The following is a 14,990-nucleotide window of genomic DNA, read 5'->3' on the forward strand; positions in this document are numbered from 1 at the left end:
CCGGCTCGCGGCGCACCATATTGGTGCATCTACATCGCGGTGGGCGCGCTCCCGGTGGCGCTGTTGTTGAGCCGCGGCGCGGCCGGTGCGCCGCCGGTATTGCCGGCAGCCGGCGCGGTGGCGGCGCCGGGCACGCTGTCGCCGTCCGCCGCGTCCGAGTTCAACGGCGAAATGGCGGCCGGTGGCTGCATGTAGAACGTGACCGGCGGAGTACGACGGATCTCGCGGCCCTGGTAAAGCAGCGCGGCACTCAACGTGTGGCTGCCCCGGGCGACGTTGCCGAGCTGCAGCTGGGTCTGTTCGGTGGGCGACTGCGGAATGGGGCTGCCGTCCAGGTAATAGGTGATCTGCTCGCCGGCTCGCAGATCCGACGCGCCGCCGATGGTCAGCGTTACGGGCACCAGCCCCCGGGCATCGCGGAAGGTGGCTTCCGACTGGGGTTCGACCAACACGGGCGTGCGCGAATCCACGGCCCCCGAGGGGGTCGACTCGAGCCCGTTCGAGATCGCCTGCTCCTGTCGACGCAAACGCTCGAGCGCGTCCGGGTCGCCGTCGACGTTCTGCAGACCGGGCAGATCCGCCGGTTTTGCCTGGCGTGTGGCGGCACTATCGCTGTAATGACGAACGCCCTGAGCGTCCACCCAGGTATAGATCTCGGCGTGCGCGGCCATCGCCGTACACAGCAACACAAGGACGATCACGGCTTTCATGGACGTCATGATGCCCGAACCGGCGCGCAAAAAAAGGGCGCACCCGACGATCGGATACGCCCTGCCGACCGATGCCACCCGATCGGGCGGCATCGGTCTCCCCTGAGGCGGGTCCTGCGGCTTAGCAGGAGTAGTACATGTCGAACTCGGCGGGATGCGTGCTCATCTTCATGCGCAGCACTTCCTCCATCTTGAGTTCGATATAACCATCGATCAGATCGTCGGTGAACACATCGCCCTTCTTGAGGAACTCGCGGTCGGCCGACAGCGCCTGCAGTGCTTCTTCGAGCGACTGGGCGACGGTCGGGATCGCCTTTTCCTCTTCCGGCGGCAGATCGTAGAGATCCTTGTCCATGGCTTCGCCCGGATGGATCTTGTTCTGGATACCGTCCAGACCGGCCATCATCATGACCGCAAACGCCAGGTACGGGTTGGCGGTGGCATCGGGGAAACGGACCTCGATACGACGCGCCTTCGGGCTGGACACCCACGGGATACGGATCGAGGCCGAGCGGTTACGTGCCGAGTAGGCCAGCAGCACCGGCGCTTCGAAACCCTTGACCAGACGCTTGTAGCTGTTGGTCGACGCGTTGGCGAAGGCGTTGATCGCCTTGGCATGCTTGATGATGCCGCCGATGTAGTACAGCGCTTCCTCGGACAGACCGCCGTACTCGTCGCCGGAAAAGATGTTCTTGCCATCCTTGGACAGCGACTGATGCACGTGCATGCCGGAGCCGTTGTCGCCGACCAGCGGCTTGGGCATGAAGGTCGCAGTCCGGCCGAAGCTGTGGGCCACGTTATGTACGCAGTACTTGTAGACCAGCGTCTCGTCGGCTTTCTTGACCAGCGTGTTGAACAGCATGCCGATCTCGCCCTGGCCCGCGGTGCCCACTTCATGGTGATGCACTTCGACGGTCAGGCCCATTTCTTCCATGGCCAGACACATGGCCGAGCGCATGTCCTGATGGGAGTCGACCGGCGGTACCGGGAAATAACCGCCCTTGATACCCGGGCGATGGCCCATGTTGCCTTCCGGATACTGCTTGGCGCTGTTCCAGTAGCCTTCTTCGGAGTCGATCGCGAAACCGGCGCCCTTCATTTCGTTCTGCCAGGTCACCGAGTCGAACACGAAGAACTCGGCTTCCGGACCGAAATAGGCGGTATCGGCGATGCCGGTCGAGGCCAGATAGGCTTCGGCACGCTTGGCGACCGTCCGCGGATCGCGCTCGTAGCCCATCATGGTGTTGGGTTCGAGGACGTCGCAGCGGATGATGACCGTCGGCTCTTCGAAGAACGGATCCAGAAGCGCCGTGGAGTCATCCGGCATGAGCACCATGTCGGACTCGTTGATGCCTTTCCAGCCGTCGATCGACGAGCCGTCAAACATCTTGCCTTCCTCCATGAACTCTTCGTCCACGACATGGGCCGGCATGGTGACGTGCTGTTCCTTGCCTCGGGTATCGCAGAAACGGAAGTCCACGAACTTCGCTTCGCTTTCCTTGATCAGCTTGACCGCTTCGCTACTCGACATTGATGACTCCTTGTATAAGTAACCCGATCGGCCCATGTCTGGCAGACCGATGAGGACAGCCACTATAAAGGCAGTTTCCGTGCCACGTCACGTTATCCAGGGATCAGGCAGATACGCACGTCAACGCACCACAAAAGGGCGCCATAAAACCAAAACAGTGCATATGTCACGTACGCACGAAAACAGTGCACCAAAAGCGGGCAACGGGCGAGCCGGGCCATCCGTTATACTCCGCGCTCGAATAAAGGACAGTTTGCATGGATTTCCAACAGCTCATCCTCCGGCTGCAGCAGTTCTGGGCCGATCGCGGCTGCGCGATCGTCCAACCGCTGGACATGCCGGTCGGCGCCGGAACGTTCCACCCGGCGACCTTCCTGCGCTCGATTGGCCCTGAGCCCTGGCGTGCGGCCTATGTACAGCCGTCGCGTCGGCCCACCGATGGCCGATATGGCGACAACCCGAACCGTTTGCAGCACTACTACCAGTTCCAGGTCCTGCTCAAGCCCGCGCCCAAGGATATCCAGGCGCTTTATCTGGACTCGCTTGCGCATCTCGGTCTGGACATGTCGATCCACGACGTACGCTTTGTCGAGGATAACTGGGAGTCGCCGACGCTCGGTGCCTGGGGTCTGGGTTGGGAGATCTGGCTCAACGGCATGGAAATCACCCAGTTCACGTATTTCCAGCAGGTCGGCGGGCTGGATTGCCGCCCGGTTTCCGGCGAGATCACCTACGGGCTGGAACGGATCGCCATGTATATACAGAACGTCGAAAGCGTCTACGACCTGGTCTGGTCGGACTCGCCGGCCGGCCGTATCTACTACGGCGATGTGTTTCACCAAAACGAGGTGGAACAGTCGACCTACAACTTCGAATATGCCGATGTCGACGCGCTGTTCGCCCGTTTCGACGGGCTCGAACGCGAATGCAGCGAACTGGTCGAGCGGAAGCTTGCGCTACCGGCCTACGAGCGCATGCTCGAATGCTCGCATACGTTCAATCTGCTGGACGCCCGCCACGCAATATCGGTGACCGAACGACAGGGCTATATCCTGCGGGTACGGACCCTGGCACGCGCCTGCGCACAGGCCTACTACGCCTCGCGTGAAGCGCTTGGTTTCCCCATGCTCGCCAAAAGCGAGGCCGCATGACCGCTACGCTACTCATAGAAATCGGCGTCGAGGAACTGCCGCCGCACGCCATGCGTCCGCTGGCCGACGCCTTCGCCGAACATATCGCGGACGGATGTCGCGAGGCCGGTCTGACGTTCTCCGGCCAGGCCCGGTACGCCACGCCTCGTCGTCTGGCTGTGGCGCTCACCGATGCCGCCGAACGTACCGAGCCCGTCGCCGTTGAAAAAAGCGGGCCGACCGTCGCGATCGCGTTCGACGATGCCGGCCATCCCACGCCGGCGGCCGAAGGCTTCGCGCGCTCGCTGGGCACTACGGTCGACGCGCTCGATCGCGAAGACAGCGACAAGGGTGAACGGCTGGTATATCGAGGCGTCGAAGACGGCAAGCCACTGTCGTCGCTGATTCAGCCGATTGTCGACAAGGCTCTCAAGCGCCTACCGATTCCCAAGCTCATGCGCTGGGGCGAGGGCGACGCCGCCTTCGTTCGCCCGGTCCACTGGGTAGTCGCGCTTCACGGAGCGAGCGTAATCGAACTCGACGTGTTCGGCATTCAGGCTGGCCGCACCACCCGCGGGCACCGTTTCCACCACCCAGAGGCTATCGAGCTCCCCGATGCCGAACAGTATGCCGCGCAGCTGGAGCACCCCGGTCATGTCATCGCCGATCCAGATCGACGACGGGCGGCGGTCGCAGCCGAAGTCGAGCGTGCCGCGGCGGAATTCGGCGGCGCAGCGCTCATGGATGATTCGCTGCTCGAAGAGGTTACCGCGCTGGTCGAATGGCCGGTCGGCATCGCGGGTCGGTTCGATCCGCGTTTTCTGGAGCTGCCGCGCGAAGTGCTCATTTCCACACTGCAGAGCCATCAGCGCTATTTCCCGATCGAGGATACGGCCAACGATCTGCTGGCCGGCTTCGTCACGGTCGCCAATCTCGTCAGTCGTGACGTAGCCCAGGTCATCGCCGGTAACGAGCGCGTGGTACGCCCCCGGCTGGAAGATGCGCTGTTTTTCTGGCGCCAGGATCGCCAGCGCGGACTCGAAGCCCATGTGGACGGGCTGGCACGCGTCAGTTTTCAAAAGGAGCTGGGCTCGCTCGCAGACAAGAGCCGCCGCATGGCAGCGATCGCAGGTCAGCTGGCCGAGCCGGCTGGCGCCGATCCGGGTATTGTCGAACGCGCTACATTGCTGGCCAAGACCGACCTGCTGACCGAAATGGTCGGCGAGTTCCCTGACCTGCAGGGCGTCATGGGCCATTACTACGCGCAGGCCGACGGCGAGCCGGACGCCGTGGCACGGGCTCTGGCCGGCCAATACGCGCCAGCCCGAGCGGGCGCGCCGATCGCAGACGAGCCCGCCGGACGTTGTCTGGCGCTGGCCGACCGCCTCGATACCCTGGCCGGAATTTTCGCGATCAATCGTCGACCCAGCGGCGACAAGGACCCGTTCGGGCTCAGGCGTGCTGCGCTCGGCGCGCTGCGAACCCTGATCGAAGGGCCGATCGTCGCCGATCTTCACGCCCTGCTGAACGCTGCTGTCGAACAGCAGCCAGTGGCGGCCGCGCCGGATACCGTTGAAGCCCTCTGGATGTTCCACATGGAACGTCTGCGTGGCTACTATGTCGACAGCGGGATTGCAGTCGACCGGTTCGAGGCCGTTCAAGCGCTGGAAATCCACGACATGGTCGACTTCGACCGGCGGATTCACGCGGTGGACCGCTTTGCGGCGCTGCCCGAAGCCAACCTCGTGGCCGGCGCCCACAAGCGTATCCGCAATATCCTGCGTCGCAACGCGGACGCGCTGGCGGAGAGCGCGTTCGATACCGCGCGCCTCGTCGAGCCGGCAGAGACAACCCTGTCCAGCGCGCTGATCGATCACCGTGAGGCAATCGATCAGGCCTCGGCAGCCGGTGACTACGGACAGGCGCTGAACAGCCTGGCCGCACTGGCCGACCCGCTCGACCGTTTTTTCGCCGACGTCATGGTCATGGACGAGGACCCGGCGTTGCGGGCGAATCGTCTGGCCCTGCTGGCCGAGCTCGACGCACTGTGTCGACGCGTGGCCGACATCTCGCGTATCGCTCTGGATTAGCCGCTAGACTGGGACGAAGCCCGAGGAGGCGTCATGAAGCTGGTCATACTCGATCGTGATGGTGTCATCAATGAAGACAGCGACGACTTTATCAAGTCGCCGGCCGAGTGGCGCCCGATTCCCGGTAGTCTGGAGGCGATCGTCAAACTCAAGCACGCCGGTTACCGCGTGGTGGTGGCAAGCAATCAATCGGGCCTCGCCCGGGGCCTGTTCGATTACGACACGCTGTTTGCGATCCACGACAAGATGACGCGGATGCTCGCCGACCTGGGTACGAGCGTGGATGGAATATTTTTCTGTCCGCATGGGCCGGATGACGATTGCGCCTGCCGCAAGCCCAAGACCGGCATGCTCGACGACATTGCGCGCCGGTTCGGGCGGTCCATCGCCGGCTGCCCGTTTATCGGTGATAGTGCCAGCGACATGGCGGCCGCTAAAACGGCCGGCGCGCGGCCGATTCGAGTCAAGAGCGGTAAATCCACACGCGATATGGCGGGTCAGCCGACGGCAGATGTCTTTACCGATCTTGCAACGGCTGCGCGGGCGTTGATCGCCGAAACATCGAACAAGAAGAGCGCTCGCCGCGCGACCCGCTAGCAGGCCGGCCGCACGAGCCGATTGCCGGCTCTTACAGCCCTGTCACGCCACTAAAGCGGCCAAGGCGACCGTCGGCTCTCACCCGGCCACCGTGCGCTGTTGAACGCGCTCACAAGACCCAAAGCTGACGATACCGCGGCAAGGTGCGTATAGCCGAACGGCCAAACGAACCGACCGCCGCCCGGCGCTAAACATCCAGATTGGACACCATCAGCGCGTTGCGTTCGATGAATTCTCGACGCGGCTCGACGTGGTCGCCCATCAACGTCGTGAATATCTGGTCGGCGCCCACGGCGTCGTCGATCTTCACCTGCATCAGCCGGCGGCTGTTGGGATCCATCGTCGTCTCCCAGAGCTGGCCGGGATTCATCTCCCCGAGACCTTTATAACGCTGGACATGCTGGCCACGCTTGGCTTCGGCCAGGAGCCAGTCGTAGGCCTGCTCGAAGGAATGCACGGTCTCACTCCGCTCGCCGCGCGAGACTTGCGCCTCATCTCCGAACAGCTCGAGCAACTCGTTGCCGAGCTTTGCCATGCGCTGATACTCGTCGCCGGTGAAGAAATCCTCGTGCCAGACGAACGTATGCGGAATACCGTGGCTATAGCGGGTCACCTGCAGATGCAACGGCCGCTCATCGGTTGCGGGATTGATCTGCACCTCGTAACGGTGGCGCGCTTCGCCACGTGCATCGAGACGGGCCTGCAACGCTTCGGCCCACTCACGGATGCGTGCGCCATCGCCGAACAACTCCGGCGTCATCGGCGACAGATAGGTCATCTCCTTGAGCGTGGCCGGATCGAACCGACGTGTCAGCCGGTCGATATCCTCGAGCATACCCATATACCGATGGGCCAGATCGGCCAGCGCATCGTCGGCGATGGGCGGCGTATCGGCGCTCAGCCGTAGCTCAGCCTTGCTCAGCGCGAGCCGGAGAAGATAGTTGCCCAGCTCGCGATCGTCCTTGACATAATATTCCTGCTTGCCGCTCTTGACCTTGTAAAGCGGTGGCTGCGCGATATACACATAACCCGCCTCGATCAGAGCGAACATCTGACGGTAGAAGAAGGTCAACAGCAGGGTGCGGATATGCGACCCGTCGACATCCGCGTCCGTCATGATGATGATTCGGTGGTACCGCAGTTTGGCCGGATCGAACTCGTCGCGACCGATCCCGCAACCAAGCGCGGTGATCAGTGTGCCCACTTCCGCAGACGACAGCATCTTGTCGAAACGCGCCTTTTCGACGTTCAGAATCTTGCCCTTCAGCGGGAGGATCGCTTGATTATGTCGGTCCCGGCCCTGTTTCGCCGAGCCGCCGGCCGAATCACCCTCCACCAGGAAGAGTTCCGACAGCGCGGGATCCTTCTCCTGGCAGTCCGCAAGTTTGCCGGGCAGGCCGGCGATGTCCAGCGCACCTTTTCGTCGGGTCATATCACGGGCGCGGCGGGCGGCATCGCGGGCGCGGGCGGCGTCGATGACCTTGCCGGCAATGACCTTGGCCTCTCGCGGATTTTCCAGCAGGAAGTCACTGAGGTGCTCGTTGACCGTCGACTCGACGACCGCACGAACTTCTGAGGAAACCAGCTTCTCCTTGGTCTGCGACGAGAACTTCGGGTCAGGCACCTTGACCGAAATCACAGCGGTCAGGCCCTCACGCGCGTCGTCGCCGGCCGGGCTGACTTTCTCTTTCTTGGCCAGCCCTTCGGATTCGATATAGCCGTTCAGGGACCGGGTCAACGCACCACGAAAACCTGCCAGATGGGTGCCGCCATCGCGCTGCGGGATATTGTTGGTATAGCAGAACACGCTTTCCTGATAGGAATCGTTCCACTGCATGGCGACCTCGACCACGATCTCATCGCGCTCGGCGGTGAAGTAGCACACGGTATCGTGGAGTTGGGTTTTGTTTTCGTTGAGGTTTTCCACGAACGCGCGAATACCGCCTTCATATTCGAAGACGACGTCGCGCTCGCTGGCCTCTTCGCTCAGTCGTATACGCACACCGGAGTTGAGAAAGGACAACTCGCGCAGCCGCTTGGCCAGGATGTCATAGCTATAGGCGATATTGGCAAAAACGTCGGCACTGGGATGGAAATGGATCGACGTACCCGTCCGGGTCGTTTCACCCATTTCGGTCAGTTCATCCTGCGGCTCGCCCATCGAATAAGACTGGCGGTAGTGATGCCCGTCTCGGTGAATATTCAGTTCGAGCCGGTCGGACAACGCGTTGACCACCGACACTCCGACACCGTGGAGCCCGCCGGATACCTTGTAGGAATTGGCGTCGAACTTCCCCCCGGCATGGAGAACCGTCATGATCACTTCAGCGGCCGGTTTACCTTCCCCTTCGTGCATGTCGACCGGGATACCGCGACCATCGTCGGTCACTGTAATGCTCTGGTCACGGTGAATCACGACCTGGATTTCATCACAATAACCGGCGAGCGCCTCGTCGATGGCGTTATCAACCACCTCAAAGACCATGTGGTGCAGACCGGTGCCGTCATCGGTATCTCCGATATACATACCGGGCCGCTTCCGAACGGCTTCCAGTCCCTTGAGAACTTTAATGCTGCTGGAATTATAGTCGCCGTTCGATTCTGACATAGCTGACCGTGCTTCGGAGAGTGGAGTTCGGGTGCCTAACCGTCGAAGTTTAGCATGTCGGACGGCGGCTCACCTGAGCGATACCCCCATGTTCCACGTGGAACATTCGCGCGTCGGCAAGGGCTTCCGGCACAAGTGCCGGCTCGAGAAATGTCAGGAAACACTGACCGCCAGCGGCCACGATTTCCTCGGCAAGCGCTTCCCTGTAATGTCGGCCAAGTTCGGCGGCCATATCGTCGATCAGCAGAATCGGCTGGAGTCCGCGGCGCTCGTAAAGAATCCGTGCCTGGACTAGTAGGAGAACGGTCGTCAGGATCTTTTGCTGTCCACGTGAAACCCAGTCGCGTGCCGAGGCACTCGCGACTGATACTCTCAGGTCCGCCCGGTGCGGCCCTTGCTGTGTGAACCCGGCCCGTCGGTCCTGTTCCAGATGCGACACCAGGGCCGAGCCGAACCCATCATCGCCCGACCAGCCGGGCGCGTAATCAAGATGAACCGCCTCATCACCTAGCAGCTGTTTCGCCTGCGCTGGCAGTTTGCGCTCGAGATACTCTATATACGCGCGTCGAGACGCATCGACGATTTCGCCACTGCGCACCAATTCCGCGTCCCATGCAATGACGTCGGTCTTCGGCCGCCGTGACTTCAGCGCTCGGTTGCGTTGCTTGAGCGCCCGCCGGTACCGCCGCCAAGCCGGAAAAAAGGCGTGTTCCACGTGGAACACGCCCCAATCCATAAAATGGCGACGGTAACGGGGTCCTTGCTCCAATAAGCGGTGAACATTCGGATCGACGAGCTGCAAAGGCAATAGATTGACAAGATCCAAACGCGAAGCGCCCGATTCGCCGTCTATACGGAACTCGATTCGTTGCCGATCTCGCTGTACGCCGACCCGGTGGGCGCGTCCTTCGTCGACGGCCAGATCGGCGCTGATGGTGAACGCCGCCGCGCCGCGACGAATAGCCGGCCGCGGGCCGGATTGCCGAAAGGATTGACCGCGCCCGAGAAAATAGATCGCTTCAAGCAGGCTCGTCTTACCCGATGCATTATCACCGGTAATGACGTTGACGCCGGCCGACGGAGCAATATCCACCGCCTCGAAGCAGCGGAACGACAACGCGCGAAGGCGTTCGATCATTTATGGCGTCGATGAATGCGCTAGAGACGCATCGGCATCACGACATAGCGTGTCGCCGGATCATCCGTTGCTTGCAGCAGCCCCGAGCTGTCCGGCCCGGATAAAGACAACGTGAACTCGGATGCGCTCATGGCGCCCAATGCTTCGAGCAGGTAATTCACGTTGAATCCGATTTCGATCGGATCGCTGTCGTAGCTGACCTGCAACTCGTCCTCGGCCTCTTCGCGTTCGACGTTCTGGGCCTGAAGCCTCAGCGTATGGTCACTGAGCGCCAGGCGAACCCCGCCGAACTTTTCATTCGACAGAATGGCAGTACGCGACAGCGCCTGACGAATCATGTCGCGATCGGCATGCATATGTTTGTCGGCCGCTTCCGGTATCACTCGTTCATAGTCCGGGAAACGACCGTCGATGAGTTTGGTGGTGAACACCAGGCCTGGCAGCTGAAGCCGCAAGTGTTTTCCGGACATCTGTAGGGTAATTTCCGCATCGCTCTGATCGAGCAGGCGGACCAATTCGGTAATAGCCTTTCGTGGCACGATCGCCTGTACCGGTTCAGCCAGATCGATATCGATCATGGCATCACTCAACGCCAGTCGATGGCCGTCGGTGGCCACGCACCGGGCCCGATCGCTACGGAGGGCCAAGAGCAGACCGTTCAAGTAATAACGCACGTCTTGATGCGCCATAGCGAAATGGGTTCGATCAAGCAACTGTTTGAATGTTCCTTCCGGTAGGCTGAAACGCTGGCCTTCTTCGACTTCGTCCAGGTATGGCCAATCCTGAGCTGAGAGCGTGGCAAGAGTGAACCGCGAGCGTCCCGATTGTACTCGGGTCTGCTGCTGATCTTGTGACAGCTGGATTTCGGCGTCGTCCGGCAACCCACGGCAGATATCCAAGAGCTTGCGCGCGGGTACGGCTGCCGAGCCGGGCGTGGTCGTCACCGCGGGACACTCGGTAACCAGTTCGAGCTCAAGGTCCGTCGCGGTCAAGATGATCCGCTCGTTTTCCGCTTTGATCAGAATGTTCGACAGGATCGGCATGGTCTGACGTCGTTCGACGACACCGATAACGGTCTGTAGAGCGGTGAGCAGATCTTTGCGCTGCACTGAAAATTGCATGGACGGCTCCGAAGGCGGTCAGTCTTGTTGTATTAAAAGGTCTTTAAGAAAAGCTAGTAATAGTAGCAATAGGCTCGCGCGAACCTGTTGAAAAGGCAGTTTTAATCAATTAAATCAATTGCTTGTGATTCATTAAAGTCTGTTCAGAACGGCTGTGCAGGCTGTTGCCGGGTTGTGGACAAACTGTGTTCGAAACCGGCGTCGGACAGGTGTCTGGCCTGTTCCAGTCAGTTGTCCCAGGCTTATCCACAACTAACTCGTCAGTGTACGGCTCAGGTTGACGTAATCCTCTTCGATTCGGGCGTCGGTTTCGCGGAGCTCCTTGACCTTGCGACAGGCGTGCAGGACGGTCGTATGATCACGGCCGCCGAAACCCTGTCCGATCTCTGGAAGGCTGTGATTGGTCAATTCCTTGGCCAGCGCCATGGCGACCTGTCGTGGTCGGGCCACCGACCGGGTCCGTTTCTTGCCAAGCAGATCGGCCAGCCGCATCTTGTAGTACTCGGCGACGGTCTTCTGGATGTTTTCCAGCGTCACCAGTCGATCGTAGACGGCCAGCATGTCGTGCAAGGCCTGCTTGGCGAAGTCCACGGTGATCGGCGTGCCCGTAATCTGAGCCGAGGCCTTGAGCCGATGCAACGCACCTTCCAGGTCGCGCACGTTGGAGCGCACCCGCTTGGCGATGAAGAACGCCACCTCCTGGGGCAACGTCACGCCGTGGTAGTCGGCCTTGGAGAGCATGATCGCCACACGCGTCTCCAGTTCCGGCGGCTCGACGGCTACCGACAGCCCCCATGAAAAACGGGACTTGAGCCGATCCTCGAGCCCTTCGACTTCCTTTGGGAATCGATCGCAGGTAATCACGATCCGCTGATTGGATTCCAGCAGCGAGTTGAAGGTGTGGAAGAACTCCTCCTGGGAGCGGTCCTTATTGGCGAAGAACTGGATGTCGTCGATGAGCAGCGCATCCAGCGAGCGGTAGTGCGCCTTGAACCGATCCATGCGGTTATGCCGGATCGCGGTCACCATCTCGTTGACGAAATGCTCGGAGCGCACATAGGCCACCTTGGCCTGGGCATTGTTGGCCAACAGGCGGTTGCCCACGCTCTGCATGAGATGGGTCTTGCCCAGACCTACGCCGCCGTAGATCAGCAGCGGGTTGTAGGCGATGTTTTCGGGGTTGGCGGCCTGTTCGGCGGCGGCTCGGGCAATCTGGTTCGATTTGCCCTGAACAAAGGCCTCGAACGTATAGCGGCTGTCCAGATTGTGTCGCGCGGCCGGCGGTGGGGCTGGGGCCGGCTCGGCGCTGGCCGCGGGCTGCGATTGACCACCACCCACGAGCACGCGGATACGCTTGGGCACCTGTCCGAGATCGCTCAGCGCGTTGGCGATCGGCGTTCGAAGTTCCCGTTCGACCTGATCGCGGACGACTTCGTTGGGCGCCATCAGGTCCAGCCCGTCGTCGCCGAATCGAGCTTCCAGCGGCCTCAGCCAGAGATTGACATCCTTTTCAGGCAGGCGGGTTTCGATATGCGCCAGACAGCGTTGCCAGAGCGAATCAGCCAAGGGGTGAACTCCATAACCGCGAACAGACGCGCCATCCGGGCGCGTCGGCGCTCTACCCTAGCGCACCCATCACAAGTTATCCACAGCCTTGTTCAGTGCTTGCAACCAGGCCAGTCAGGCGACTAGAATCCGCGGTCTTTTACCAAGCAGCGCCGATTCCGGCGCCGGGTCGTGACCGCCATGAAAAGAACCTACCAGCCCAGTAATCTGCACCGTAAGCGCACCCACGGCTTCCGTGCGCGCATGGCGACCAAGAACGGCCGTGCCGTGCTGTCCGCGCGCCGTGCCAAGGGTCGCAAGCGCCTGACGCCGTAGCGATTGTCCGGTGACGCAGGCGGCGTTTCCAAAAACCGCTCGCCTGCGGAACGCCGGCGACTTTCGGGCCGTGTTCAAGCACGGGAGCAAGAAAGTCAGCGCCGGCTTCGTGGTGATCTTCGCGCCGGGTAGCGCCATGCGCGCCCGGCTCGGGCTTGCGCTGGCCAAGCGCAGAATTGCGCGTTCGGTCGATCGCAACCGGGTCAAGCGGGTGCTGCGTGAGTCGTTTCGTTGCCATCAGCAGGGGCTGGGCAACGTCGATATCGTGGTACTGGCTCGCAGCCGTACCGCGTCGATGAGCAACGCCGAGCTGTTCGCTCAACTGGCCACCATCTGGCCATCTATCGCCCGGTCGGGCGGCCTGTCGCACGGCGACCGGAGCCCGCCGGCCGGCGCCGGACAACGTTAGGGATCGACCCGCGCATGGAAAATATTCGTTTCGGCCTGCTGTGCGCCATCGGCGTCATCTGCTTCTTTCTGTATCAGGCGTGGCAGACCGACTACGCGCCGACCGAGGCCGACGCCACGGCATCGAACCAGCCCAGCAGCGGCCAGAACTACGCCGAGGCGGACACCGATGATGTGCCTTCGCTGGATTCGGCGCCCAGTTCGACCGACCAGGGCGACAGCAGCGGGCGAGATACCGCCCCCGGCAACACCTCGGACATCGACCAGGACACTGGCGAAGCGGTGGTGGCCCAGGCCAAGCGCGTACATGTGGTCACCGACAAGCTGGATGTCATCATCGACACCAAGGGCGGCGACTTGCGCAAGGTCGAGTTGCGCGGTGTCCCGGTGTCCTCGGAAAAGCCCGATACCAATCTGCGCCTGATCAACGACAGCGCACCGAACTTCTTCATCGCCCAGAGCGGGCTGGTTGCCAAGGGCGCCAAGGCGCCCGACCACAACGCCACCTACCAGACCGACCAGACCGAGTATCGGCTCGCCGACGGTCAGGACACGCTGGACGTGCCATTGACCTGGACCAACGACGCCGGGCACCAGGTCACCAAGATCTATACCTTCAATCGCGACAGTTACAAGATCGGGCTGCGTCATGAGGTGGTCAACAACGCCGCCGACGACTGGAAGGTCTCTCAATACGTTCGTTTCTGGCGCGCGCCCTATGAGATCACCGGCGACGTGCCTTTCGCCCAGGCCTTTTTCGGCGTGGGCTGGTACCAGAAGAAGGACGGCGGCGACAGCTACAGCTACCGTACCGAAAGCCACGAAGATCTGGCCGAAAACCCGCTGGAGCTGACCCAGCAGGGCGGCTGGGTCGCCATGATCCAGCATTACTTCATCGGTGCGGCCATTCCGCCGCCCGACAGTCAGGCGCGTTTCTTTGCCACGCCCAAGAACGTGCCCAATGCCAGCGGCGGCTTCGCTTCGGGGTTCATCGGCGCACAGCGCGATATCACCGCCGATTCGAAGGCCGACTTCGAGACCACGCTGTTCGTGGGCCCGAAGCTTCAGGACCAGCTGGACTCGGTCGCGCCCGGTCTCGGGCTGGCCGTGGACTACGGCTGGCTGACCGTGCTGGCCAAGCCCATCTTCTGGGTGCTGGAACACCTGCACGCGCTGGTGGGCAATTGGGGCGTGGCGATCATTCTGCTGACGTTCCTCATCAAGCTGTGCTTCTATAAGCTTTCCGAGACCCAGTACCGTGCCATGGCCCGGATGCGCAAGTTCGCGCCGCGCATGCAGCAGCTCAAGGAGCAGTACGGCGACGACCGTCAGAAGCTTCAATCGAAGATGATGGAGCTCTACAAGAAGGAAGGCTTCAATCCGCTGGCCGGCTGCTGGCCCATGCTGGTGCAGATGCCGGTGTTCATCTCCCTGTACTGGGTATTGCGCGAATCCGTCGAACTGCGCCATGCGCCGTTCATGCTCTGGATCCAGGATCTGTCGGCACCGGACCCGTACTACATCCTGCCGGTGGTCTTCGGTCTGACCATGTTCCTGCAGCAGCGGCTGACCGCGAACGTCACCATGGACCCGATGCAGCAGCGCATGATGCAGATCATGCCGGTGGGCCTGGCGGTCTTCTTTGCGTTCTTCCCGGCCGGTCTGGTGCTGTACTGGTGCACGAACAACATGCTCTCGATTGCCCAGCAGTGGTATATCTACCGCAAGCTGGATGCCGAGGGCCTGGGCCACAAGGCCGCCAGCAGCTGACCGCGT

12 protein-coding genes are annotated in these 14,990 nt (G+C 61.7%); 6 read left to right on the plus strand and 6 right to left on the minus strand.

The genetic code is table 11. The features are described 5' to 3' along the window. Nucleotides 1–29 precede the first annotated feature (29 nt). Together T31B1_RS02465 and glnA are read right to left on the minus strand one after the other, a co-directional pair. Entirely contained in the window at nt 30–719 is a 690-nt protein-coding gene (locus T31B1_RS02465; protein ID WP_353247875.1) for a DUF4124 domain-containing protein, read from the minus strand. Between the two features lie 112 nt (nt 720–831). Next, entirely contained in the window at nt 832–2,241 is a 1,410-nt protein-coding gene (gene glnA / locus T31B1_RS02470) for a glutamate--ammonia ligase (RefSeq protein WP_353247876.1), read from the minus strand. 257 nt (nt 2,242–2,498) lie between these two features. On the opposite strand from glnA, the gene glyQ reads away from it, so the two are divergent. From glyQ to gmhB, 3 genes are read left to right on the plus strand one after another with little or no spacing between them, the layout of a single operon-like run. Next, the gene (gene glyQ, locus T31B1_RS02475; protein ID WP_353247877.1) at nt 2,499–3,392 is read left to right on the plus strand and encodes a glycine--tRNA ligase subunit alpha; all 894 of its coding nucleotides are present in this window, start codon (nt 2,499–2,501) and stop codon (nt 3,390–3,392) included. Continuing rightward, nucleotides 3,389–5,461 carry a glycine--tRNA ligase subunit beta gene (gene glyS, locus T31B1_RS02480; RefSeq protein ID WP_353247878.1) on the plus strand — a complete coding sequence of 691 codons (2,073 nt, stop codon included), beginning with the start codon at nt 3,389–3,391 and terminating at the stop codon, nt 5,459–5,461. Before glyQ ends, glyS begins: the two co-directional genes overlap by 4 nt. 33 nt (nt 5,462–5,494) lie before the next feature. Further along, nucleotides 5,495–6,058 carry a D-glycero-beta-D-manno-heptose 1,7-bisphosphate 7-phosphatase gene (gmhB, locus tag T31B1_RS02485; protein ID WP_353247879.1) on the plus strand — a complete coding sequence of 188 codons (564 nt, stop codon included), beginning with the start codon at nt 5,495–5,497 and terminating at the stop codon, nt 6,056–6,058. A 187-nt stretch (nt 6,059–6,245) separates the two neighbouring features. Here gmhB and gyrB read toward each other — a convergent pair whose 3' ends face one another. The 4 genes from gyrB to dnaA form a co-directional block, all read right to left on the minus strand. Continuing rightward, complete coding sequence (gene gyrB, locus T31B1_RS02490; protein ID WP_353247880.1) at nt 6,246–8,666, minus strand: DNA topoisomerase (ATP-hydrolyzing) subunit B; 2,421 nt, start codon at nt 8,664–8,666, stop codon at nt 6,246–6,248. A gap of 49 nt (nt 8,667–8,715) precedes the next feature. Further along, nucleotides 8,716–9,804, minus strand: coding sequence for a DNA replication/repair protein RecF (recF, locus tag T31B1_RS02495; RefSeq protein ID WP_353247881.1), 1,089 nt, complete (start codon nt 9,802–9,804; stop codon nt 8,716–8,718). 20 nt (nt 9,805–9,824) lie between these two features. Continuing rightward, the gene (dnaN, locus tag T31B1_RS02500) at nt 9,825–10,925 is read right to left on the minus strand and encodes a DNA polymerase III subunit beta (protein ID WP_353247882.1); all 1,101 of its coding nucleotides are present in this window, start codon (nt 10,923–10,925) and stop codon (nt 9,825–9,827) included. A gap of 252 nt (nt 10,926–11,177) precedes the next feature. Next, the gene (gene dnaA / locus T31B1_RS02505) at nt 11,178–12,491 is read right to left on the minus strand and encodes a chromosomal replication initiator protein DnaA (RefSeq protein WP_353247883.1); all 1,314 of its coding nucleotides are present in this window, start codon (nt 12,489–12,491) and stop codon (nt 11,178–11,180) included. 180 nt (nt 12,492–12,671) lie between these two features. Here dnaA and rpmH point away from each other — a divergent pair, with 180 nt between their 5' ends. From rpmH to yidC, 3 genes are read left to right on the plus strand one after another with little or no spacing between them, the layout of a single operon-like run. Beyond that, a complete protein-coding gene (gene rpmH / locus T31B1_RS02510) occupies nt 12,672–12,806 on the plus strand; it encodes a 50S ribosomal protein L34 (RefSeq protein ID WP_006914433.1) in 135 nt (44 codons plus the stop codon). A 10-nt stretch (nt 12,807–12,816) separates the two neighbouring features. Then, nucleotides 12,817–13,215: a ribonuclease P protein component gene (rnpA, locus tag T31B1_RS02515; RefSeq protein ID WP_353247884.1), complete on the plus strand. Its 399-nt coding sequence runs from the start codon at nt 12,817–12,819 to the stop codon at nt 13,213–13,215. 14 nt (nt 13,216–13,229) lie between these two features. Continuing rightward, nucleotides 13,230–14,984, plus strand: a complete 1,755-nt coding sequence (gene yidC, locus T31B1_RS02520; protein ID WP_353247885.1) for a membrane protein insertase YidC — start codon at nt 13,230–13,232, stop codon at nt 14,982–14,984. The last annotated feature ends 6 nt before the right edge of the window (nt 14,985–14,990 follow it).

It is taken from the genome of Salinisphaera sp. T31B1, from assembly GCF_040361275.1.
In the GTDB taxonomy this organism is placed as follows: domain Bacteria; phylum Pseudomonadota; class Gammaproteobacteria; order Nevskiales; family Salinisphaeraceae; genus Salinisphaera.